Raw genomic sequence first — 23,338 nt, 5'->3', positions numbered from 1 at the left:
CCCTCCGTTTTTTCAGAATACTGTACATCTTCCCTCTTTCCTTCATTAAAAAACGTTAAAAGCGGAGGCAAAGAATTTTCTTTGCCTCCGCTTTTATTTATCTGTAGCTCAATGTATGCTTTAAACTGAAGTTTTCCAAGCTATAGCTTTTCAGTTCAGTCGGGGACACCGTATAAAGCGAGTCGCCGATGTAAAGAAGCCGCTGGACGCTGGTTTCCCAATTTTCGATGCCCGATTCCGTCTTAGCCAGGAGGTTTGCTGTTTCTTCGATCCCTTCCGGTGTAATCGTATAAATCATCGCCCCTGCTCCTTCAAACTTCACATAGTCGCTGTCTGTTCCGCTAAAAACGGAAACCGGAAAGCCGTAGAAGTTTTTATCGGCATGGGTGAACAGCGCTTTGTGGTCATATTGAAGCGTCGAATACGTTCCCGCCCCTCCGATAATTTCGGTATCTTTTTCAATTGGATTGGAAAAATCGGTGATATCAAACAACGAAATCTTCATCCCGCCTGTCACAACCCGGGGTTCTCCGCCTTTTACCGGTTCAAGTTTTGTATCATAGCCGAAACCGATCAAATGGTCTTCACCCATCGGATGCAAATAGTTGGAAAAGCCAGGGATTTTCAATTCACCCAGCACTTCCGGAGATGAAGGAGCCGAAACATCAATGACAAAAAGTGGATCTGTTTCTTTAAAGGTCACCATATACGCTTTGTCTTCGATAAAGCGCGCTGAATAGATCCGTTCGCCTGGAGCAAGATCTTGCACTGAACCAACTTGCTTGAGTTTGTCATCAAGTATAAACAAATGATTTTTGGAAGGCGCTGCTTCATCCCAAGCAAATCCTTCGGTCGTTACGGCCCGGAAGTAGCCATCGAACTCATCCATGGAAAATTGGTTGAGAAGCGAGCCTGTAATTTCTGTTGAAGCCAAATATCGTACAGCGGCATCATCCAGCGCGAATTTGAATATTTTGGTATTTGCCTGCTGAGGCAGCCAAATCGACATATCAAGCTCTTCGTCTTTTTCTTCTTCACTGATTGGCATATAAGCCGAAGCCGTTATATACAAATGCTCTTTTGTCATGTATAGCTGCTCGCTGCCTCCTAAATATCCTTCCATCACAAGTTCGCTTGCCTCCGGATCGGCCAGATCGATGGCCGTGATTATACTGTAGCTTGCTGAAGTTGTCCCCGGCAAAATGGCGAGGCTTTCATACGGCAGCGGCTGGAGTTTTTCACCGTTTTTCGAATCGTACATATGCGGCCGGATTTCCCCATTGTCCGGTTCTTCCAATACGCGGTAATCCGGTGTGACATTGGTTACGTAATACAAGAGGCTGTCTGTCAGCCTGGCTCCGTTCAGATTCCCTTCCGTGCCGAATTCCCGGATCAGCTCGGGATTTTCCGGGTTTTCTATGTTGTATATATGGACAGTGGTCAATGCCGTCTGCGGCCGGAACTCAAGAATGTCGCCGCCGGCCAGCGGCATCGCAGAATACTCGCTTCCAAGAACCACAAGCACTCCGTTTGATAAAAACAATTGCTGCGGGTACATATTCTCTTGGAAAGCCAGTTCTTTTGCAACTGCCATCGCATCCGGATTTCTTACATCCGTAATAACGACCTTCGCTTCACTGATGGCGTAAACAAAGGAACCATCTGTCTTTACGAGGTCCGCTTCATCCACCCCTTCAACTTGATTGTTCGTAGTAGAATGGTTTTCCCCGCCATTCCCGCCTGCAGAACTGCTATCAGCCGCTTCTTCCGTAGCGACAGATCCTTCGTTTGTAAACAGTCCGGGTTGTCCGCTGCTTTTCTCCAAAACCATCAACTGTTTGAAATATGCTTCCAGTTCTTCGGCATTCGATAATTTTTTCAATTCTTCCTGGACCGCAAATGAAACCTCTGAAGCAGACAGCGATTTGAGAAAACCGCCTTTCACTGCCGACTCTTTGATATGCAATTTGTAATCACCCGCAGGAATCCGGGGAATGTTGATGGTTTTCCCGTTTTCGAGTAAAACCATTTCTACGTCTACCCGATTGCCATTGGCATCAGTGATGTACAGATCTCCTTTTTCGATCGCAGCGGGATGGAGCTCCGAAGAAAAGCTTGCGCTCCAGCCCTGCTCTGCCAAGGCAATAGCAGATGCACTGACGGAAACTTTATCGCTTATGACAGCAAAAGCCACCCCGAAAATTGCAATCAATGCAGCGGCCAACAGCCATACTCCCCTTTTCTTCATCATGTTCCCATCCTTTCGGCCGTTCTTTCCCCATTAGACAGCAACGCTCTGAAAAAGTTACAATTTTCACTGTAAATTTTTCAATGAATTCCTGAAAGCTTCGAACAAATTTTCCACAGGCTGGGCAAACACTCCTCCGCCTTGTCCGAACTGGGCATTCCCACCGCCCTTTCCATCAGTCATGGCGAGCAGTTCTTTCAGGGGAATTCGCATGTCGCCATCTGCGTCAGCGCCTCTTGCACAGACGAAGCGCACTTCTTCCTGATTGGTCGCTAAAAACAAAAGCGCCGCTCCCGGATGGTTTGCAGCCGTAAGCTTGGCCAGCTGCTGGACTTCTTTGATAGCCCGATTCCCGAATACTTTTTCAATCGTCCCTTTTTCCGGGTCGGGGCTCAACAGGGCCGCTTCTGCTTCGAGCAATCCGGCATTCAGTTCTTTTATCGTTTTTTCATTCGCCGCTTTTTCCTGCAGAATTGCCATGGCCGCTTTGTTCAATTCCTGGACCGGAGCGTTCAATTGGCGCACGAGTTCATCCGTTGTTTCAAGAAGCTGTTGAAAATAACGAAATGCCCGGGTGCCGCATAAAAAGTAGACGCGCATGCCGCCTTTCGACTTTTCCATGCTGATCAATTTTATAGCGCCAATTTCTGCCGTATTCAGCGGATGCGTCCCTCCGCATGCATTCGAATCGACGCCATCAATGATGACTAAACGGATAGGGCCGTCAACTGCCGGCGGCTTTCGCAATTTCAAAGCTGAAACTTCTTCTGCCGTAATCCAAGTTGACTGGATTTGAAGGTGCCGCTGAATAACTTCGTTCGCTTTTTTTTCAACGTCCATCCACTGTTCTTTTGTGATATCATGTATATCCAAATCGATGGAGACACGTTCGGCGCCTAAATGGAAGCTGCTTGTTTTCATGCCATAATGGTCGTCAAAAATGGCGCTTAGCACATGCTGGCCCGCATGCTGCTGCATGTGGTCCCATCTTCGCTCCCAATCAAGCTCCGCTGAAACAGCTCCGAGCGGCAGCGGCTGGTCTGTGTAATGGCGAATCTCCTGATCTACTGTCTGGACATCGACCACTTTAACCTTGTTGATAACCCCGGCATCTGCCGGCTGTCCGCCGCCTTCCGGATAAAAGCATGTTTGATCCAGCACCGAGAAATAGCCTTTTTCGTCTTTATCACTTCTAACTACAGCAGCATTGGTTTTCTTCAGTTTCGGATTCTCATAGTACAATTTCGTGGTCATGTAAAATCCCCTCATTCCGGATAATAATCGCTTGTCTTTACGGCTCCTCTAAATCCTGTGTTTATAAAAAATACCCAAGTGGAAAATGATAACTAATAGAAGGTTTAAAGGAGGTTAGTGGTGTGCCAAGATTCAACCATACTGTTTTATTGTATAACGCTCAGGCTGGCCAGTCCATGAGCGAAGAGATGATTGCCCTCACCACCCCTGCGCTGGCAGCAGAATCCCAAGCACTGGAACTGGTCCAAACGAATTCTCCCGAAGAATTTACCGAAGCCTGCAAAAGAGCGGCAGAATCTGCGGATGCACTGTTCGTGGTCGGCGGTGATGGCACGATCCATTTAGCGGTCCAAACATTGACCACACTGGAAAATCCTCCGCTTCTTGGAATTTTGCCTGGAGGGACATGCAACGACTTTGCCCGGACACTCGGCATTCCTCTTTCTTTGGATGAAGCTGCCGCCTCCCTCGTCGGCGGAGATATTAAAGAAATTGATACAGCCCGGATCAACGGAAATTCCTTCCTCAATTTTGCCGGGGTCGGTGTCATTACCGAGGCATCGACCAATATCGATCCCGAACTGAAAGAACGCTATGGCAAATTAAGCTATTTCATGAGCGGCCTCCGTTCACTCAGGCAAGCCGAAACTTTTTCTGCCACTATCGATGTGGATGGAATCGTCCATCCTGAAGAAGGCGTAGTTATTTTAGTGATGAATGGCAAATCGATCGGCACCCATACGGTTCCGTTGCCGCTGATTGATCCCGCTGACGGGCTGCTCGATGTGTTTGTCATCCAGTCTTCTTCCATCGCAGCCGTTCGCGAATGGCTTTCTCTTTCGCAGCCGGAAATACTAACCGATGAACTGGAGCATGTAACCCATTATCAAGGGCGCCGGATTGCCATCCGGACCGAACAAGAAATGGATGTCGATACCGATGGGGAAATCTATATGAAGACTCCGCTGGAAATTGAAGTGGAACCGAAAAGACTGAAAATGCTAGTTCCGAAATCAGAAGATACTGTTGCAGAAATCTCTGCTTGAAAAAAGGGTGGCCGGATTCCCGGCCATCCTTTTGCTGTTTCAATGGAAGAGCCCAATCGCTGTTTTTTTGATGGACACAGCTGCTTTCGGGGCAAAAGTCTTTCTTGTTCTATGTATAAGGAATCAATTGAACTCTTTTTATTGAAACAGATTGACAGTAACGGAGCGTTATAGTTTAAACTAGTCTTGAGGTGATCAATCATGTACAAAGTACAAGAAGTGGCAAAAATTGCAGGAGTCAGTGTCAGAACCCTTCACCATTATGACAGCATCGGCCTTATGAAGCCATCGAATATCGGCTCTAACCGGTACCGTTATTATAATGATGAAGATTTGAAACTGCTTCAGCATATTCTTTTCTTTAAAGAAATCGGTTTTTCGTTGAAAAAGATTCAAGAAATTGTCGCTGAAGGATTTGATCCGGAATCCGCGCTTGACCACCATGCGGCATTTTTACGCCAGAAACAAGAACGCCTGGAGAAGCTGATCCAAAACGCTGAAATAACGCTGCGTGAGTTTCAAGGGGAAGAAACTTTGACGAATGAACAGCGTTTCAGCGCCTTTGCCGATGGCAAAGGAATTGAAAGCATCGACCAGTATAAAGCAGCAGTAAAGCAGGAAGCTCCTAAAACTGCCGTTGCTGCTGGAGTTCCAGACGCTGCAGGTGAAGCTGCTTTTGCAGAAGAGCCGATTGCGATTGAAGAAATTGTTTTAAGCGAAGAAACCGTGTATTCGGAAGAAACCGCTTCTGAGGAAAAGTCAGCAGCTGATGAAACGATCCGCCTGCCCGAACATTCCACATCAATTGAAAAAACCGAGGCTGTTGAAGAAACTGCGCTTGAAGAAGAACTGGTGCCGGAAGCTGAGCTTGCCTTTTCAGAAGACGAAGTCCCTGCTGAAGAACCGGCTTCCGGAAAAGAAAAGGAAGATTTAGAAGAAATCAATCGGGAGGGCAACCGCATTTATACCACAGTAGCATCGTTGATGCATTTGCCGCCGGAATCACCGGCAGTCCAGAAGGAAATGGGAGCTTACTACATATTGTTGGACCGCTTCTATAATTGCAATCCGAAAATGTTCCGCGGCCTTGGCGACTTGTATGCCGCAGACAGCCGCTTTTCCCATAATATCGACCAGCACGGTGCCGGTTTGTCCAAGTACCTGAAAAATGCCATGTACATTTACGCGGATGGCATCGAAAATGCGTGAGCTGATTGGACCGTGCACTAACTGCGGCAAAGATGTCTATTGCAGAGATGGCTTTTTGGAAGGCGTTTATAACAATGGCAAACTGCTTTGCAACGAGTGTGCAGAATCTCAAGAAAAACCCCCGCAAAAGTAACTTTTTGCGGGGGTTTCTTATCTGCTGATAAAAATGGCAATTGTGTTCCCTCCTCTCTTACTTTAAACTTCTTGTTAAGTTGATTGGATGCTATATAAAAATAGAAATGAGTGAATCCGAAATGCCTTTGCAACGAAGAATCTTTTTATATGGAGCGCTTTTCATCTCCACTGTCATGGTGCTTGCAGGTATTTCGTTTTATCTGACCATATCGGATGCAATCGAAAAAGAGGCTGGTGAACGCGCACTGGACATTGCGGAAACGACTGCCGAGCGCCAAGATGTCATAATGGCATTCAAACTGCCTGACCCTTCAGCCGCTCTTCAGCCGATTGCCGAGAACATCCGGGCCCAAACCGATGCCGAATATGTGGTAATCGGCAATCAGGAGGGAATTCGCTTCGCACATCCTTTAGAAGATCGGATAGGGAAAAAGATGATCGGGGATGATAATGAGCGGGCCCTCCTGCATGGTGAAGCCTATGTTTCTGAAGCCACCGGCTCACTGGGCCCTTCCCTTCGAGGAAAAGCGCCCATATTTGATGAGGCCGGCAACATCATCGGCGTTATTTCAGTCGGATTTTTAAAAACCAGCATGACATCCACTTTCCTTGAATATGCCGATTCAATCATCGGCATTGTCCTTATCGCCATTGCTTCGGGTGCCATCGGTTCAATGGTCCTTGCCCGCAACATCAAAAAGACGCTCTTCGGTTTGGAACCGGAAGAGATTGCCAGCCTCTATAGAGAGCGCAATGCGCTGATAGAATCTGTCCGCGAAGGCATCATCATGGTAAATAAAAACGGCGAAATCACCATGGCGAACAACTCCGCTTATGAAGTTTTGTCCGTGCCTAAAGAGAACCAGCTGATTGGCAAACTGATTGAAGAGGTCCTTCCGAATACACAATTGCCCCATGTCCTGAATACAGGGGAATCCCAGCTGGACCGGCCCATGACCATTCACGGAAACAAGACGATTGTCAACCGCATACCGATCCGCCATGGAAATGACATCATAGGAGCCGTTTCCAGTTTCCGCCTGCAGTCTGATATCGAAGGGATGCGGAACGAAATAACCCAAGTGCGCCAATATGCCGATGCATTGCGTGCCCAAACCCATGAACACAACAATCTGCTCTATACCATTTCCGGCTTGATCCAGCTCAATTCTCTCGAAGAAGCCATGGAGTTGATCCATAATGAGACAGAAGAACAGCAATCACTCGTGCATTTTGTTTTAAAACATGTACAGGATCCGCTTCTTGGAGGCATTTTGATCGGCCTTTTCAACCGCGCCCGCGAATTGAAGGTGAAGTTTCTGCTGGATGAGGAAAGTTTTTTGAAAGAGCTTCCTCCACAGTTTGAAAAAAGCTTGTTCATTTCCATCCTTGGAAACCTCGTGACAAATTCGTTTGAAGCGGTCGAACACCTTCCGGAAGAACAGCGGATCGTCCGGCTGTTTCTTTCCAATAATGGATCAGAGATCTTAATAGAAGTGGAAGACTCAGGAGAAGGACTGGATCCCAGCATTCTTACGGATCTTTTTAAAAAGCGCATATCCACAAAAAATGGCGAAGACCGGGGATATGGACTGGTCAAAGTATATGAGAATGTTTGTGATCTGAACGGGGATATTGCCATGGAATCAGGGGATTTGGGCGGAGCGTTAATGATTATTTCCATAAAAATTGGAGGAAATTGAAATGATTGAAGTTTTAATAATCGAAGATGATAAAAGAATTGCCGATATACATAAGCGCTTTATCGAAAAAATCGAAGGGTTCCAAGTAGTCGGTTCGGCCAACACGGGATCCGAGGCAAAAGACTGGATCCAAACGTTAAAGCCGCAGTTGATTTTGCTAGATGTATATCTTCCGGATATGAGGGGCACTGAACTGATGGCTTTTATCCAGGATGAAAGCCCGGAATCGGATATCATCTTTATCACTGCAGCTTCTGAAACCGATATTGTCAAGAAAGCCTTCAGAGGAGGGGTTTTTGATTATATCCTAAAACCTTTGACTTTCGACCGCTTTAAAGAAAGCCTCCTTACCTATCATCAAAAAAGGAGTTCACTGGAAAAGCAGGGCTCGTTGGACGAAGAATCCATCAAGCTGCTTTGGAACAAAAGCCATTCCGCTCCTAGCGAACAACCGTTGACACCGAAAGGAATCGATCCGAGTACGATGGCCAGAATCAAAGAAAAACTGGCAGCTTCCAGCACAGGCATGACAGCAGAAGAAATGGGATCCGCCTGCGGAATGAGCCGTTCGACTGCCCGGCGTTATCTTGAGCACCTGGTTTCCGAACAGTCGGCTGCTGCCGAACTGCTCTATGGAACGATCGGCAGGCCCGAGAGGCGGTATTTTCCCCGCCCGTGAACTTTATGAACAATATTAATAATTTGGACAATATTTCTCTTATGCCCATAAACATTGAATTTCATAAAAGTTCTGATAAGTTAAAGACAGCAAATGAAAGCGCTGTCTTTTTTATTATCATAAAGGGGGATGAATTATATGTTGAAGAAAATATTTTCAGTTTCAATGGCTGGTGTTTTAGCTCTAAGTCTCGCTGCCTGTTCTTCCGGCGGAAACACGACTGCAAGTGAAGCGAAATATCCTGAACGCGGAATCACTATCGTTGCACCGTCCGGAGCTGGCGGCGGCTGGGATCTGACTGCCCGTTCCATCGCAAAAACCATGAACGCCACTAAATTGATCGAAGAACCGATCACTGTAGAGAACAAACCTGGCGGCGGCGGAGCCGTCTATATGGCAGAGTACGCTACTAAAGAAGCGGAAAACGATTATATGATGCTGGTGAAGTCTCCTCCGATCTTGATCAACAACAATAAAGCGGAAGGCAACAGCCCATATGGCTACAAAGATACAACACCTCTTGCCCAGCTGACACGCGACTATGGCGCTATCGTTGTCAGGGAAGATTCCAAATTCCAAACTTTGACAGATGTTCTGGAAGCCATCAAAGCAGATCCTACTGCTGTGACTTTGGCAGGCGGTTCCGCTCCTGGTTCGATGGATCATTTGGTGGGCATCTTGCCGGCATTCGAATACGGCATTGACCCGAAAGCGGTAAAATACGTTTCCTATGACGGCGGCGGTGAAGCGGTGGCTGCTTTGCTTGGCGACAATGCTGATGTTATTGCAACCGACGCATCCACAATTGCGGAATACGTAAAATCCGGAGATGTCCGCGTGCTTGCTGTCAGTTCCCCGGAACGCCTTGAAGGCGAACTGAGCGAAGTGCCGACATTCATGGAAGAAGGAATCGATGCAGAATTCACCATCTGGCGCGGAATTTTCGGCCCTAAAAACATGAGCGATAATGCAAAGGAATACTGGTCCACAAAATTAGAAGAAATGTCTAAAACCGAAGAATGGAAGCAAGAGCTTGAACAGAACGGCTGGCAAAGTGAATACAAAGATGCCGCAGGTTTCGAGGAATATCTTCAAACCCAGGAAAAGGTAATTGTAGAATTATTGACGGCGCTTGATATGCAAAAATAATGCGAAAGCGGCTTCGGCCGCTTTCTTACTTTAAAAAGGAGTGAAAGACAATGAGTAAAACGTTCGATCGCTTTGCTGGAATCGCATTTTTACTGATTGGCCTTCTGTTTATCATCGAGAGCCAGCGGATTTCCCAAAGTTCATACGGTTCAGCGGTCGGCCCGGACATCTTCCCCATCGGCCTTGGCGCAGTGTTGGTTTTATTGAGCCTGCGGCTGCTATACGAAACGTTCCGTTATCAATCCGACACCCAAAAGGGAGAACTCATACTATATAAAAAATTCCTCGTGATTTTTATCAGTGCCCTTTTGTATGCTGCACTGCTGGAGCCGCTGGGGTACGTCATTACGACTTTCGCATTTCTTCTCGTTGCGTTCCAAACAATGGAGCGCGGAAAATGGATCAAGTCCATTGTGATCGCAGGACTGTTCTCCTTTGGCGTTTATTACTTTTTCGCAGAATTCCTCGGCGGTTCACTGCCAGGATTTCCGGTATTTCTATAAGAGAGGAGGAGCAACATGAATACTATACAATTTTTGATGGATGGATTCAGTATCGCTTTTCAATGGCAGAACATCCTCTTCGCCTTTGTCGGAGTATTGATCGGGACTGCAGTCGGCGTGTTGCCCGGAATAGGGCCAATGAGCGGAGTAGCGCTTCTGATCCCCGTTACGGCGACCTTGACGGCCGGCTTGCCGACAGAAGCGGCAGCGGCAAGTTCAATCATCCTATTGGCAGGCGTCTATTATGGTGCCATGTATGGCGGCTCAACAACCTCCATCCTGCTTAATACACCCGGCGAGTCTTCTTCTGTCGTTACGACACTTGACGGTTACCAGATGGCGAAGCAGGGACGCGCCGGATCGGCTTTGTCCATAGCCGCCATCGGTTCATTTGCGGCAGGGATCATTTCACTGATCGGCCTTGTATTGCTGGCGGAGCCTTTATCAAATGTAGCTCTTCAGTTTGGCCCTGCCGAATACTTCTCCCTTATGCTGCTCGGCCTTGCTGCAGTAAGCGGGCTTGCTGGAAAGTCGATGACAAAAGCTTTGATGATGACCGTGTTCGGTTTGATGCTCGGCACAATCGGAATCGATGCCGTTTCCGGAATTGCCCGTTTCACTTATGATATCCCTGTCCTGTATTCCGGGCTCGAATTCCTGACGATTGCTGTCGGCCTCTTCGCCTTGGGAGAAGTTTTCAAAACTGTTTTGGAGCGGGATCATGAAGATGGCACAATGGCGAAAATCGGCCGGATCCTCCCGACAAGGAAAGATTTGAAGGAAAGTGCTGCACCTATCATGCGCGGTTCATTTCTTGGATTTTTCATTGGTGTTCTGCCTGGTGCAGGAGCTACACTCGCTTCATTTTTCTCCTATATCGGAGAGAAAAAGTTCAGTAAAACACCGGAACAATTCGGCAAAGGGGCCATCGCTGGTGTTGCCGGCCCGGAAGCTGCCAACAATGCCGCTTCCGGCGGTGCCATGATTCCCCTGCTGACTTTAGGGATTCCCGGCTCCGGGACAACCGCCATTCTTATGGGCGCTTTGATCATGTACAATATCCAGCCCGGCCCGTTATTGTTCGATGACCATCCAGAAGTGGCCTGGGGCCTGATTGCGAGCATGTTTGTCGGAAACCTCATGCTGCTTGTGCTGAATATGCCGCTGGTCAAAGTGTTCGCTAAAATCATCCAGACACCTAAGAAATATTTACTGCCCATCATTATCGCTATTTCGTTCTTCGGCGTCTATGCCGTGCAATACACAACGTTCGACCTGTATCTGCTTCTAGCTTGCGGTGTGCTCGGCTATCTGCTGACAAGAAACGACTTTCCGGTTGCACCTCTTGTCTTGGCGCTGGTTCTAGGCCCAATGATTGAAAACAACATGCGCCGTGCACTCACTATTTCAAACGGCGATTTCTCGACTTTTGTCACAAACCCGATTTCGTTGGCTCTTTTGATAGTGGCTGCTGCATGGCTGCTTGTTCCTCTGCTTTTGAAATTGAAAGGCCGTTCAGTTGTGTTGAACGAAGAAGGCTGATGCACCGGTATTGAAAACTTTTTTCCGGCATATCATTTGAATGTTACGGCAAACAAAAAACCGTCCTTGAGGGACGGTTTTTGTTTGTTTAAACTTCAGTTGTTTCTTTAAGTGCATCCAATCGCGCCTGCACTTCCACGCCTGTCAATCCGTGTTCGAACGCATAGCGGTTGCGCGGGTGTTCACGGCATTCATCAGAGCATGAACGCATGTATTTATGTTCGTTTTCTTCAGACGCCAAAATTTTCTTGTTGCAATCAGGATTTGCACAGTTCACATAGCGCTCACATGGTTCCCCGGTGAAATGGTCTTTTCCGACCACTACGTGTTCCACCTGGTTAACCGGAACCGCGATACGCTCATCAAAAACATACAATTGGCCGTCCCATAATTTCCCTTGTACTTCCGGGTCTTTTCCGTAAGTGACGATGCCCCCGTGCAATTGGGCTACATCTTCAAATCCTTCTTTTTTCAGCCAGCCTGAGAATTTTTCACAGCGGATTCCGCCTGTGCAATATGTCAGTATTTGCTTGCCTTCAAACATTTCCTTGTTTTCACGCACCCATTCCGGAAGGTCGCGAAAGTTTTCAACATCCGGACGGACAGCTCCGCGGAAATGGCCAAGGTCATATTCATAGTCATTGCGCGCATCAAGAACAATCGTATCTTGATCCTGCATGCGTTTATAAAATTCCGCAGGCTCTAAATATGTGCCTGTCAATTCGTTCGGATCCACATCGTCTTCCAATCCAAGGTGGACGATTTCTTTTTTCGGGCGGACATGCATCTTTTTGAACGCATGGCCTTCAGCCGCATCTATTTTGAAGACGATATCCGAAAAGCGCGGGTCGCTTTTCACCATTTCCATGTAGGCTTCAGTTTGTTCGATTGTACCGGAGCAAGTTCCGTTAATGCCCTCGTGGGACACAAGAATACGCCCTTTTAATCCCAGCTCTTTGCACGCTGCCAGGTGTTCAGCCGCGAAAGTTTCCGGATCTTCGATCGGTGTGTATAAATAATAAAGTAAAACGTTGTGTGTATGATTTTGCATGAATCATACCTCCTATTTTTTCATTTTGTTTCCTTGCCTCTTAAGGCTTCAAAACCTTATCAATTCTACAACAAAACGAGGGGTTTTTCAACTTCCCGCCGAAAAAACTCTTGTTACTCTTTTCACATTGCGCTCCAGGCGGATGCTTTCCACGGAGTGCGGCATAAGCCTCCTCGCTCGCTTCGAAAACCTTGTGCTCCTGCATCGCACTTCTTTTCATTCTCTTTAGAGATTCTCTACGATCATGATTGTTTGAGCAAATTCGCTGTTAGTGTGTCCTGCTCTCCAGATAGAAAGCCAAGCAGCGGAGACGCCTGCGGGATAGCGAGACAGCCGAGACCCCGCAAGGCGCGAAGCGGCTGAGGAGGCTTGGCGCTCGCCCGCGGCAAGCGCAGCTGGTTGGCGACCTATCGGTTAAGGAAGACGCTCATACAATGTTAACTTTCTCAACAAGCTGGAAAAAAGCATCCGCACAAGCGGATGCTTTTTTAAAATAAGGCCTAGTTCTTCTTTTTCGCTTGGCCTTTGTTTGTTACGACTGTATAGTTTCCAAACTCATTGATGCTGAGTGTGAACACATCCCCGTTCAGTTCGCCTTGGATGATTTTCCATTTGCCTTTAGCATCTTCGCGCGCACCGAATTGGATTTTGACGTCAGTTGTGTCAAATGCCAATTCCACACTTGAAGTGAACTTGACCGAAATCTCTTCGCCTTCAGCGTCCGTTATGGCAATGCCGATCTGGTTTGTCAATGCCGGACGGCCGTCTACTGCCGCCGCATCGTCCACTGCAAGAGCCAAGGTGAAGCCTGCACCTGCCGCTTCAGCGAGCTGCTGCAGATTCTCATTGGAAAGTGTCAAATCTGCTGTCGGCAGGTCGATCAAAAGATCTTTGCCGCTTTGGATCAATTCTTCCACTGTTCCTTCAGAGAATTCAATGTCGAGTGTGCCTTCCTCATCAAATTCGCCAGCTGTGATGACAGCTGTTTCACCTGCCATATCAGGATCCGCTTCCTGCTCGCCGGGAACGGCCGGATCAGCGAACGTGATTTGGGCAAGCAACGGATCGTGGTCTGATGCGCGGCCATGTTGTTCCATGAACATCGCATTGATGTGGACCATATCAAGCTCTGTTCTGTCTGCCAAGTTGTTTGTTACAAACAGGTGGTCAAGAACTTGTGAATTGCCTTGGTAGTAATAAGAAAAACGGTCTTCCACCGGCACATCTTCAACTTTGTTCGTCAGGATGCCGCCTTCCAACGCTTCGAGAGCCGGTGTGAATTCAAAGTCATTCAAGTCTCCGGCTACAATCACGTTCAAGTCAGGATCTTGCGCAAGCCCTTCTTGGATAAAGCCGCTGATGGCTTCAGCCAGTTCGATGCGTTCTTCTTCAGAGCCAAGGACTGGCGGCTGATTCTGTCCGAATAGCGGCTGGTCTCCGCCTTTGGAATTCAAGTGGGCGCCAATGACGACGACTTGTTCGCCTTGGAAATCAAATTGCGCCGCTATTGGTTTTCGGGTGTTCGGCATCGGGATCGGCTGGACGCGTCCAGGGTTAAGCGACAACTCGCCATCCACCCATACCGTATCCTGGGTCGCCGTTCCCTTTGTTCCTTCAGAAAGTGTGACGCGTTCAGGGTTATACAAGAAGCCGACGCGGATGTTCCCGCCCGGCTGTCCGCCGTCCCGGTTGTATTCAGGTGCAATGTCGGTCCATTTGTATGCCGGGCCGCCTGCCGCTTCGATTGCAGCAATCAAACGATCATAGCTTGCTGCTGCATCCGTATTTCCTGAAGTTGCCGGGCCGTCGCCGTCCTGCACTTCGACAAGCGTGATGATGTCCGGCGCATTCAAGTCATTGACAAATGACTCGGCGATGCGCTCTGCTTTTGCGTCTGTTGTATGGCTTGGATCTGCAGAGAAGTTCTCGACATTATAGGAAGCGACCGTCAATTTATCTTCTGCATTTTCGATCCATGTTTGTTCTGGAACTGTCCCGCCGTCAACGATTTCTGGAAGTTCACTTTCTTCTGTCCAAATCTGATAGTTGCCGTAGCCGTAGCCAAGGACACCGATTGGCGTCTCGGCGAATATGTCGCCGGCTTTTGCCACTACATTTTCCCCAGTTGTGACGGTAATGCGTTCAGGGTTGTAGTCGTCTTCAGAAATCAAGACTCCTCCCTGCTTATGGAAATCATTGTTTGTTGCATTCTTAGATACGACGAATACTTCGCCGTAGTCTTGCGGTCCGACGATTTGTGCATTAGCCACACCGACACGCATCAATTCAAGGGATTCCCAGAAATCAATGCCGTCTTCTTCCGGATTGAATTGGGTCAACCCGTCATTGTCGATGTTCTTGGTCGGCGGGAAAACATCTTCACCGATAATCAACGCTTCCGGAAGTTCCGCTGTTCCACCTTTTACAACTTCCGTTGACCGGATGCGTGTAAGAGGAAGATCGTTGTCCCTCATATCGGAATAGCCTTTATAGAACCATTCCTCCACTGTACCGGCAACGGTTACCGTATCACCCACTTGAAGTGAATTGCTGGCATTTGACTGGTTGACGATGATGGCTTCGGAAGTTTTCCAGTCGCTGTCTCCGTTTGGATCTTGAATGACAAAGTTAGAGCCATTATAAAAATGTGTGATGACGCCTGTAATTTCATCCACTAAAACATCTTCATAGTCCGAATGATGCTTTTTGCCTTGAATATCGCGGATTTTCAAGTCTTCGGTTTTCAGTACTGTGTACTCGAATGTGAAGACTTCGGATGTCTCTTCGCCGACAGCGATGGCTTTGATCACTGTGTCTTCTGTCAACGGAATTGGTGCGGTGTACTGAGTGCTTGCCGCTGTCGGCGTTGAGCCGTCGAGCGTATAGTAGATTCCTGCATTTTCCCAGCCCGATTGCAGGGTTATTTCCGTCCCTTGCGAAACGACGCCCGGGAAAACATCAGTGAAGACTGCAGGTTTGTTGACCAGGTCAAAGCTTTCGATGCCCAATGTCTTCACTTGATAGGTATCGTTGTATTTAGAGGCGATTCCTGCAACATGGATCAGATCGCCTTCTTTGTACTGCTGTATAAAGCGGTCATATGCCAATCCATTGCGGTTGTCGTTTCGTATGACGACCTTTTCGCCGTTTTCGGCAGTTGCCGTAAACTCGAATGTGCCATATGTGTTCACTGACTGGAGGCCTGTGATCGTGATATTTTCGAGTTTGATCAATTCGCCTTGCGCTTCTTCATCGACGCCAGCCGGAGTGATGGTTTGGACTTCCGGGAGGTCATTGTTGGAAGAAAGCACTTCTATTGTATTCGGCTGCAGCTGAAGCTCACCCGAATACTCGGATACAGAGCCCACAAGGCGTACATTGTCGCCTGGCGCTACAGTCGCTTTTGATGTATAAACGTAAAGCCCTGCAGTTTCGTCCTGGACATAGAACGCATTCCCTCCCCAGAAACCGGTTCCAGTCGTCACTGTGCCTTTGACCGAAATCAATTCACCAGGCATTGTCCGTGCTTCCGCCAATGAATCGACCGCTGTCGGTTCAGGCGGCGCTTCACCTTCAGATAAGATTGTATAAGCAGACGGCGATTTCAAACCGGCTGTTGAAAAATAAGCTTCGAGTGAGCCTGTAATAGTCACTTGAGCTTTGAAATTGGTTGGATTATCCATAAGATTTAAGCCTGTACGGATTGAACCTGAAGGGAGTTGCACCGGCAAGATTTTCGCTGGATCTGTTTCATCCGGCGAATCAGCTAAGCCTAAATTCGTGTTTACTGTAAATGGTGCCTCTTGATCATAACTAGTCTTGCTGCTGGCAGTCCCGACAATATATCCTTTTACTGTCGCTGTTCCAGTATTATTCGCAATCGCTTCCGCTACCGTAATCGGCTCTGCGGCATTGGCCGTCGCCGTAAACGGCAGTGCTGCTGACAAAAACAAAATGAAGCTCAGAAAAATCTTACTTCCTGCTTTTTTTGACAAGCTCATTCACTCCTTGGAATAATTTGGTGATACAAAATTATTATACAGGAATCACCAGATGAGTTTGTTAAAATTGTGTAATTTTTTAATTTTCTTACCATTTATTTGTTAGTACAAAATAGCTATGTACCTTAAGAATGAAGTTTAAGGATGCTTAACTTACGCTATCAAAATCCTTGCAGAACCGTTTATCAACTTTCAGTGCCTTTCAAGCGGTGTTTATATCCGCTCTATATAAAATAAGTTTCCTCCAATGAAAAAGCAGGCCTCAAAGCGGCCTGCCTTCCATCGTTTTATACAGTTCGCTCTGTTGATAAAACCCTATGAGAATTCAACTTTTCATCTGGCTTAAGAGCTGCTTTTAGCACACACGGTTCTGGACCGATCGGCCTTCCAAGCAAGCGGCGATGGCTTCAGCGTTCATTTCCATCATTGCCAAACGCGTTTGGACGGTAGCGCTGCCGATATGCGGCAGGACCGTCACATTCGGCAAAGTCAGCAGCGGATGGTCTGTCGGCACTGGCTCCTGTTCAAAAACATCCAGTCCCGCTCCCCAGATTTTTTTGGCTTTTAACGCTTCATATAAAGCCGCTTCTTCCACTACGCCTCCGCGCGCCACATTGATCAGGCAAGCCGTTTCTTTCATCAGCGACAATTCCCTCTCGCCAATCATTCCTTTTGTTTCCTTCGTAAGCGGCGTTAAAAGAACAACAAAATCAGCAGTTTGAAGAAGTTCGTCTAACGCTGCATATTTGACATCTTCCAAGCTCTTTCGTGTCCGGTTATGGTATAGCACATTCATCCCAAATCCCTGGCCGCGCCTCGCCACCGCTTCGCCTATACGGCCCATGCCGATGATTCCAAGCGTTGCGCCACCGACATTTTGGCCAGTCATCCCCATCGGCGTCCAAGATTTCCATTCGCCTGAACGGACTGTTTGGTCGGCCTCTACAATGCGGCGGGCCGTCGCAAGCAATAGCGCGAACGTCAAGTCGGCGGTCGTTTCCGTCAATACTTCCGGTGTGTTTGTGACCATCACCCCGTATTCATGGGCGGCGTCCAAATCGATATTGTTATAGCCTACAGCGAGATTGGAGATGATTTTCAAGTTGGGCGCCGCTTCAAACACCGGCCGGTCGATGGTATCGGAAAGCATGGTCCAAAGCGCGTGCGCTTCTTTGACCTGCTCCAATAATTCTTCGCGCGGTGCGGCCGTTTGGTCATCATGCCACATGCGTACTTCATATGAATCCCGCAGCTTCGCAACTGCCTGTTCCGGTAATTTTTGTGTTATGTATATGATTGGCTTCATTCTGTCCCTCCAAACTTCATAGTCTAACAATTATATCAATTAAAAAAACTGCAGGCAAACGCCTGCAGTTTTACTGTTTTCAATTTGTCCGCGTTCTGATTTTCTTGAAATAATACCAGACTGCTGCAAGTGCTGCCAAGACTATCAATGCATAAACTATATTCGAGTAAATTTCCAATTGCTCCAGAATCGCTTCCCGATTGTCGCCAACCGCTTCCCCAATAAAAACCAATACGGTATTCCAGATAACCGTCCCAAGTGTGGTGAAGAGCAGGAATTGCCAAAACCGCATATTTGACATCCCGGCAGGAATGGAGATTAAGCTTCGTACCAGCGGAATCAGCCGTCCAAAAAAGACGGTCCATATGCCGAATCGGTCAAACCAAGCATCTGCACGGTGCAGGTCCGAATGTTTCACTTTCAGCACATTGCCATATTTATCAATAATCTTTTCCAGCCGTTCCACATCCAGCAATAATCCGACTCCATACAGCACGACGGCCCCGATCACAGAACCTGCTGTTGATGCAGCGATAACTCCTGGAATCGTCATTGTCGTTGTGGTGGTCATAAAACCGCCCACTGTCAAAATAACTTCTGACGGAATCGGCGGGAATATATTCTCGAGCATAATAAGCAAGAAAATTCCTATATAACCATAATCCGACATAATTGATGTAATCCATTGTTCCATTTGTCCGCTCCCTTTACGTTTGCTCTTTAAATTTCATTTTAATCGACCATAGCTCTGAACGGCTGCCGATCCGTATAGGAGGCCCCCAAAAACCGAAACCGGAAGATACGAGAAAATGCGATTTTCCTATTTGCCGATGGCCGTAATCCAATTCAAACACTTTCTTCGTTATAAAACGGTTGGGCCACATTTGCCCTTTGTGGGTATGGCCGGACACCTGCAAGTCTACACCTAATTGAGTCGGGGCATCCAATCTTGGCGGTGTGTGGTCCATGACAATCCATGGCAGGCTATCTTTAGGTTTCAATGTCTCAAGAAGCGGCCGATTGCGGAACGTCCGGTCTTCTCTTCCTGTAAGATAGAAACGATTTTCAACCAAAATGGTTTCATCCCGCAATATATGGACGCCTGACTTTTCCATCAGCTGCACAAGCAACGGTATTTTTTTTCCGTAATAATCATGGTTGCCGAGAATGCCGTAAACTCCAATGTTCGCTTTTAGCTGGGCCATAACATCCGCCATTCCATAACGGCCGTACCAAATTGGATCATCATCGACCAAATCGCCTGCCAGAAGAACAATATCCGGGTTTAAGCTATTGCTTTTTTTGACAAAGCGCTGCAGATGATTTTTGCCGGACAGAACGCCCAGGTGAAAATCCGAGGCCAGGACAATATGCAGCGGCTCCGCTTCAGGAGCATCCACCGTAATTTCCAGTTCCCTTACAACCGGATTGTAAGCCAAAAAAGATCCTGCCATGAAAATCAACAGAAACACGCCTGCCATCACCGAACCGACAATCAAAGCCGGCTGTTCTGAGGGCACAAACAAACTGGCGATATCAGCCAACGGAAGGAGAAGAACCCCGTATTCAAAAAAGGCGAACCAGTAAGCTCCTATAACTGAAAACAGGAGCCATTGATGCCCAAGCCTTCCCACTAAATAACTGAAAGCCCATAAGAGCCATAGCATCGCAAAGATCCAAGGATTCAATCCAGGAAACAAACTATGCAGCCATAAGTACACATTCCAGCCGATGAAGGCCGCAAGACTCGTATAAATGATTAAAGTGCCAATACTGGCCGTAATTATTCTCATCAATACTCTCCTCTTTCCAATATAGAAGCCATTATACCATTCTATTTCCAAAACAATAATTCCTACTCCCGGCTACGCCTCAAGTCCTAGATAAAGATGCAGTCAAGGGCCGTGTTGCGGAATCTTCCCCGTTGTTAAGATTAGCTTATAAATCGAGAGGAGGAAATACCTTGAACAAATTTTGGTTGATCACATTTGGCATCATCGCCGGAATCGTCGCACTCTCTCACATCGGGCCAATGATCGGATTGGCAGTCTCGGGCTTCATCATCTACATGGGTCTACACTTTTATCTTCAAAGCACATCAACAGCTAAGAAAGTCTGGTGGGCTTTCGTCGGAATTGTCGGTGCGATTTCAGCAATCTCCAACGCTCCGGCACTTATCGGTGCAGCGGCAATCGCAGCCCTTTGGATGATTTACCGCCAGTGGAACAGCAAACCGGCAATTCGCTTCACAGAAACAAACGACCCGTTCACGAACTTTGAACAACAATGGAGCAGACTTTCAAAACAGGAGGAGTACAAATGACCACACTATGGGAACGCTTTAAATTCGCAGTCGCAACCGACATGGACAAAGTGCTGGCAAAACGGGAAGAAAAAAATCCGATTGCCTTATTGAACCAGTATATTACAGAAGCTGAAAAACAGACAGAAACAACCGGCAAATGGCTTGGCCGCCAGGCTCAGTTAACCCGCAAACTGGAAAAAGAACTGGCGGAAGCTGAAAGCATGCTTGATAAGCGCACATCCCAGTTGGAACTTGCCGACGCTTCCGGCGAAAGCGACTTGGCCGCCTTTGCTGAAATGGAAGTTGCCGCCTACTCAAACCGGGTGGCTGAACTGAAAACAAGCATTAACGAAAACCTGGCCGAACTTACAAGGCTCGAACAGCGTTACGAGGAAATGAAGCATAAAGTGAAGGATATGAAAGTCAAACAGCTCCAATTGATGGGCAAAGAAAATGCCACACGCGCCCATTATCAAATGGACAAAGTGCTAAGCCCGGAACTTGTGGCGGAACGCATCGGTTCGTATGACGACATGGCTTCTTACATCAAGAAACTAGGCAGCAAAGTGGAAGAGGAATATGAACGTTCCGCCATGGAGCGCCGGTTGGAAGCTTTAGAGAAAAACAGCGCAAAACAACAGGAAATTGGTTAAACTGAAGTGAGAAGAAGAAAACTTCTTCTCACTTTTCTGCTACAAAGAAGGAGGCGAAAACAGCCATGCAACGATTTTCAACCAACAAACAAGCGTTTTTCCTGTTCAGCGCTTTGCTCCTCATATTCGTGGAAGTTGCCTTTTTTGGCAACGGCAGCGTGTTTTTGGTTCTTCTTGGTATCGGATTGATTTATTCAGAGTTAAAAAATAAAAAAAAGGCGCGAAAGTCTTTTCTTTGGACAGGCTTTATCTTGATCGGCATTTCAATCCTTTCGATGTGGAGTTTACGCGCGCTTATTCTTGTGGTAGCCGTCTACTTGTTGGTCAGGCTTTGGAAAGGCGAGGAATGGCAACAAGAAGTGCCCATCAGAAAACCGGAAGATAACGCGCTGATCAAAAATAAACTACTGGCTGTCCAAAGCACGCCGATTGAAGCATTTGAATGGAAGGACATCCATGTTCAAGGTTTTGTCGGCGATATTCTGATTGATGCGACCCAAACGGTCTTACCTAAAAAAACTTCATTGGTTTCCATCCGCCAAGGATTTGGAAAAGTGCGCATCATCGTCCCTTACGAAGTGCCGGTCCGCATTTACTACTCGACGCTTCTGGGTGAGGCCTGCTTTTTCAACAAGGATAAGCAGCGCATTTGGTATGGCACTGTCCATACAGAAGATGGCTACGAGGAGGCAGAAATTAATAAAGCCGAGATGATTCTTTCGATTTCAACCTGGATGGGAGATGTCGAGGTGATTCGCCGATGAGACAGATCCTGCCGCGCAGCCTGTTTTTCATGGGTGTGTTTGCCATTATTATTTTCGGCATTTTGCTTGTTCTTTTAGGCATGCCTACTGTCCAACGGTGGTCGATTCTCTGGGAAAATTTTGTCGCAGGCCTGCCATTTGGCTTGTGGCTCATAGTCATCATGCTTGTGCTGTCCGGCGGCATCTCCTGGTGGTCGGAATCCTTGTCGCGTTCTAAAGTAAAAGAAGTGAACGCCATATTTCAGGCCCTCCTGAGAAACGAAGATCAGACGGTCATTAGAGCGGCCCATATGAAAACCTTACCGAGCAACCTGTCAGCTTCTATTTTGAAGTTGCAGAAGCTGTTGGAATCCCAGCGGAAAAGCTTAGCGCGCATTTCGAACGAACGGGCGGAAACGCAAGATAAAATCATCCAGGAACGGCTCGTCATGGAACGCCAACGGCTCGCGCGGGAATTGCACGACTCCGTATCCCAGCAATTATTCGCCGCTTCCATGCTTCTGTCTTCGATGACCGAAAGCGGCGAGACGGCGCCGGGCTTGGCTCAAACAGAGAAAATGGTACAGCAGGCGCAGCTTGAGATGCGCGCCCTTCTTCTGCACCTGCGCCCTGCCGCTCTTCATGACAAAACGCTTCAGCGAGGATTGTTTGAACTTGTGGCCGAGCTGAAGGAAAAAGTGAACTTCACAATCGAACATAAACTGGAAGACGTACCGCTGCAAAAAGGAGCTGAAGACCACCTGTTCCGGATTGCACAAGAAACACTGTCAAATACGCTTCGTCATTCAAAAGCGACCGAAGTCCATATCTTATTTGTCGAACGAGACGGCTTTGCCATTTTACGTATACAAGACAACGGCATCGGTTTTGAAAGCGAACAGTCCAAGTCCACTTCTTACGGCTTAAAGCATATCGAAGAACGTGCCATTGAAATCGGCGCCACCAGCAAAATTGTTTCTGTGCCTTCGGAAGGAACGATTGTCGAAGTAAAAGTACCCATCGAAAGGAAGATTGGCCATGATACGAATCTTATTAGTCGATGACCATGAGATGGTGCGCATCGGCGTCTCCGCTTATCTGCAAGCCCAAAAAGACATGGAGGTAATCGGTGAAGCGGCAAACGGCAAAGAAGCAGTAGAAATGGCGCTTGCCTTACGCCCTGACGTTATCTTAATGGACATGGTCATGCCTATCATGAACGGCGCAGAAGCAACAGAATCTATCATAACGCAGTGGCCCGAAGCCAAGATCATGATCGTTACAAGCTTTTTAGACGATGACAAAGTGTATCCGGCGCTCAAAGCCGGTGCCGTCAGTTACATATTGAAAACATCCAAAGCTTCCCGAATTGCTGAATCCATCCGTGACACGATGAACGGGACTCCGGTCCTTGAACCTGAAGTGATGAGCAAAATGATGAAGCAAATGCGCCATAGCCACGTGCTCCATGATGATTTAACCGAGCGCGAAATGGAGATTTTGCTGCTAATGGCCAGCGGCTATTCAAACCAGGAAATTGCCGATGAACTTTTCATCGCCATAAAAACCGTCAAGACCCATGTCAGCAATCTGCTCGCGAAACTTGAAGTCCACGACCGTACGCAAGCGGTCATTTACGCGTTCCAGCATAAACTTGTATCTCCACCCCAGTGATTTTTTGCGGCCATTAGTTTTCTACTGACCTTTTTTGCGTCCTCTATCCGTCAAAAGTAAAAACATGAAACTATACGAACAACCAGTTTGAATTCTCTGAATTTAATTATAAAATGAAGTATATCTATGACTTTAGA

General features: G+C 47.4%; 19 protein-coding genes. 12 read left to right on the top strand and 7 right to left on the bottom strand.

All coding sequences use genetic code 11. The features are described from left to right. Window positions 1-97: 97 nt before the first annotated feature. Window positions 98-2,251 (bottom strand): beta-propeller domain-containing protein, encoded by a 2,154-nt coding sequence (locus FQV30_RS03315; RefSeq protein ID WP_255473296.1) that lies wholly within the window; start codon window positions 2,249-2,251, stop codon window positions 98-100. Window positions 2,252-2,314: 63 nt separating this feature from the next. After that, the gene (locus FQV30_RS03310) at window positions 2,315-3,502 is read right to left on the bottom strand and encodes an alanyl-tRNA editing protein (RefSeq protein WP_146498711.1); all 1,188 of its coding nucleotides are present in this window, start codon (window positions 3,500-3,502) and stop codon (window positions 2,315-2,317) included. Between the two features lie 122 nt (window positions 3,503-3,624). On the opposite strand from FQV30_RS03310, the gene FQV30_RS03305 reads away from it, so the two are divergent. From FQV30_RS03305 to FQV30_RS03275, 7 genes are all read left to right on the top strand, one after another. Then, window positions 3,625-4,548, top strand: a complete 924-nt coding sequence (locus FQV30_RS03305; protein WP_146498710.1) for a diacylglycerol/lipid kinase family protein — start codon at window positions 3,625-3,627, stop codon at window positions 4,546-4,548. A 201-nt stretch (window positions 4,549-4,749) separates the two neighbouring features. Then, on the top strand, window positions 4,750-5,757 hold the full coding sequence (locus FQV30_RS03300) for a MerR family transcriptional regulator (RefSeq protein WP_255473295.1): 1,008 nt from the start codon (window positions 4,750-4,752) through the stop codon (window positions 5,755-5,757). Between the two features lie 239 nt (window positions 5,758-5,996). After that, entirely contained in the window at window positions 5,997-7,595 is a 1,599-nt protein-coding gene (locus FQV30_RS03295) for an ATP-binding protein (RefSeq protein ID WP_146498709.1), read from the top strand. Between the two features lies 1 nt (window position 7,596). Then, window positions 7,597-8,274, top strand: coding sequence for a response regulator (locus FQV30_RS03290; RefSeq protein WP_146498708.1), 678 nt, complete (start codon window positions 7,597-7,599; stop codon window positions 8,272-8,274). Window positions 8,275-8,412: 138 nt separating this feature from the next. Beyond that, window positions 8,413-9,423: a Bug family tripartite tricarboxylate transporter substrate binding protein gene (locus FQV30_RS03285; protein ID WP_146498707.1), complete on the top strand. Its 1,011-nt coding sequence runs from the start codon at window positions 8,413-8,415 to the stop codon at window positions 9,421-9,423. A gap of 50 nt (window positions 9,424-9,473) precedes the next feature. Next, a complete protein-coding gene (locus tag FQV30_RS03280) occupies window positions 9,474-9,926 on the top strand; it encodes a tripartite tricarboxylate transporter TctB family protein (protein WP_146498706.1) in 453 nt (150 codons plus the stop codon). A gap of 15 nt (window positions 9,927-9,941) precedes the next feature. Then, window positions 9,942-11,468 (top strand): tripartite tricarboxylate transporter permease, encoded by a 1,527-nt coding sequence (locus FQV30_RS03275; RefSeq protein WP_146498705.1) that lies wholly within the window; start codon window positions 9,942-9,944, stop codon window positions 11,466-11,468. Window positions 11,469-11,556: 88 nt separating this feature from the next. Here FQV30_RS03275 and trhO read toward each other — a convergent pair whose 3' ends face one another. From trhO to FQV30_RS03250, 5 genes are all read right to left on the bottom strand, one after another. Further along, the gene (gene trhO / locus FQV30_RS03270; RefSeq protein ID WP_146498704.1) at window positions 11,557-12,519 is read right to left on the bottom strand and encodes an oxygen-dependent tRNA uridine(34) hydroxylase TrhO; all 963 of its coding nucleotides are present in this window, start codon (window positions 12,517-12,519) and stop codon (window positions 11,557-11,559) included. Window positions 12,520-13,019: 500 nt separating this feature from the next. Next, entirely contained in the window at window positions 13,020-16,514 is a 3,495-nt protein-coding gene (locus tag FQV30_RS03265; RefSeq protein WP_146498703.1) for a DUF6359 domain-containing protein, read from the bottom strand. 361 nt (window positions 16,515-16,875) lie between these two features. After that, window positions 16,876-17,826 (bottom strand): 2-hydroxyacid dehydrogenase, encoded by a 951-nt coding sequence (locus FQV30_RS03260; RefSeq protein ID WP_146498702.1) that lies wholly within the window; start codon window positions 17,824-17,826, stop codon window positions 16,876-16,878. A gap of 79 nt (window positions 17,827-17,905) precedes the next feature. Further along, on the bottom strand, window positions 17,906-18,520 hold the full coding sequence (locus tag FQV30_RS03255; RefSeq protein WP_146498701.1) for a DedA family protein: 615 nt from the start codon (window positions 18,518-18,520) through the stop codon (window positions 17,906-17,908). A gap of 13 nt (window positions 18,521-18,533) precedes the next feature. After that, on the bottom strand, window positions 18,534-19,619 hold the full coding sequence (locus FQV30_RS03250; protein WP_146498700.1) for a metallophosphoesterase: 1,086 nt from the start codon (window positions 19,617-19,619) through the stop codon (window positions 18,534-18,536). A 170-nt stretch (window positions 19,620-19,789) separates the two neighbouring features. Here FQV30_RS03250 and FQV30_RS03245 point away from each other — a divergent pair, with 170 nt between their 5' ends. The 5 genes from FQV30_RS03245 to FQV30_RS03225 all read left to right on the top strand — a co-directional run bounded on the left by FQV30_RS03245 (window position 19,790) and on the right by FQV30_RS03225 (window position 23,201). Then, a complete protein-coding gene (locus tag FQV30_RS03245) occupies window positions 19,790-20,149 on the top strand; it encodes a lmo0954 family membrane protein (protein ID WP_146498699.1) in 360 nt (119 codons plus the stop codon). Beyond that, on the top strand, window positions 20,146-20,784 hold the full coding sequence (locus FQV30_RS03240) for a PspA/IM30 family protein (RefSeq protein WP_146498698.1): 639 nt from the start codon (window positions 20,146-20,148) through the stop codon (window positions 20,782-20,784). The genes FQV30_RS03245 and FQV30_RS03240 overlap by 4 nt, the downstream gene beginning before the upstream one ends. 65 nt (window positions 20,785-20,849) lie before the next feature. Beyond that, complete coding sequence (liaF, locus tag FQV30_RS03235; RefSeq protein WP_146498697.1) at window positions 20,850-21,548, top strand: cell wall-active antibiotics response protein LiaF; 699 nt, start codon at window positions 20,850-20,852, stop codon at window positions 21,546-21,548. Continuing rightward, entirely contained in the window at window positions 21,545-22,591 is a 1,047-nt protein-coding gene (locus FQV30_RS03230; RefSeq protein WP_146498696.1) for a sensor histidine kinase, read from the top strand. Before liaF ends, FQV30_RS03230 begins: the two co-directional genes overlap by 4 nt. Then, entirely contained in the window at window positions 22,566-23,201 is a 636-nt protein-coding gene (locus FQV30_RS03225; RefSeq protein ID WP_146498695.1) for a response regulator transcription factor, read from the top strand. The genes FQV30_RS03230 and FQV30_RS03225 overlap by 26 nt, the downstream gene beginning before the upstream one ends. Window positions 23,202-23,338 lie beyond the last annotated feature (137 nt).

It is taken from the genome of Planomicrobium sp. CPCC 101110, from assembly GCF_007859395.1.
Lineage (GTDB): Bacteria > Bacillota > Bacilli > Bacillales_A > Planococcaceae > Planococcus.
Note: the sequence above shows the minus strand (reverse complement) of the source record. Positions and strands in the feature narration are given on the sequence as shown.

Coding starts and splice junctions, on each gene's coding strand:
- trhO (WP_146498704.1), bottom strand. CDS start 12,519: ATGCAAAATCATACACACAACGTTTTACTTTATTATTTATACACACCG.
- FQV30_RS03255 (WP_146498701.1), bottom strand. CDS start 18,520: ATGGAACAATGGATTACATCAATTATGTCGGATTATGGTTATATAGGA.
- FQV30_RS03275 (WP_146498705.1), top strand. CDS start 9,942: ATGAATACTATACAATTTTTGATGGATGGATTCAGTATCGCTTTTCAA.
- FQV30_RS03230 (WP_146498696.1), top strand. CDS start 21,545: ATGAGACAGATCCTGCCGCGCAGCCTGTTTTTCATGGGTGTGTTTGCC.
- FQV30_RS03290 (WP_146498708.1), top strand. CDS start 7,597: ATGATTGAAGTTTTAATAATCGAAGATGATAAAAGAATTGCCGATATA.
- liaF (WP_146498697.1), top strand. CDS start 20,850: ATGCAACGATTTTCAACCAACAAACAAGCGTTTTTCCTGTTCAGCGCT.
- FQV30_RS03225 (WP_146498695.1), top strand. CDS start 22,566: ATGATACGAATCTTATTAGTCGATGACCATGAGATGGTGCGCATCGGC.
- FQV30_RS03300 (WP_255473295.1), top strand. CDS start 4,750: ATGTACAAAGTACAAGAAGTGGCAAAAATTGCAGGAGTCAGTGTCAGA.
- FQV30_RS03240 (WP_146498698.1), top strand. CDS start 20,146: ATGACCACACTATGGGAACGCTTTAAATTCGCAGTCGCAACCGACATG.
- FQV30_RS03280 (WP_146498706.1), top strand. CDS start 9,474: ATGAGTAAAACGTTCGATCGCTTTGCTGGAATCGCATTTTTACTGATT.
- FQV30_RS03315 (WP_255473296.1), bottom strand. CDS start 2,251: ATGATGAAGAAAAGGGGAGTATGGCTGTTGGCCGCTGCATTGATTGCA.
- FQV30_RS03250 (WP_146498700.1), bottom strand. CDS start 19,619: ATGAGAATAATTACGGCCAGTATTGGCACTTTAATCATTTATACGAGT.
- FQV30_RS03310 (WP_146498711.1), bottom strand. CDS start 3,502: ATGACCACGAAATTGTACTATGAGAATCCGAAACTGAAGAAAACCAAT.
- FQV30_RS03285 (WP_146498707.1), top strand. CDS start 8,413: ATGTTGAAGAAAATATTTTCAGTTTCAATGGCTGGTGTTTTAGCTCTA.
- FQV30_RS03295 (WP_146498709.1), top strand. CDS start 5,997: ATGAGTGAATCCGAAATGCCTTTGCAACGAAGAATCTTTTTATATGGA.
- FQV30_RS03260 (WP_146498702.1), bottom strand. CDS start 17,826: ATGAAGCCAATCATATACATAACACAAAAATTACCGGAACAGGCAGTT.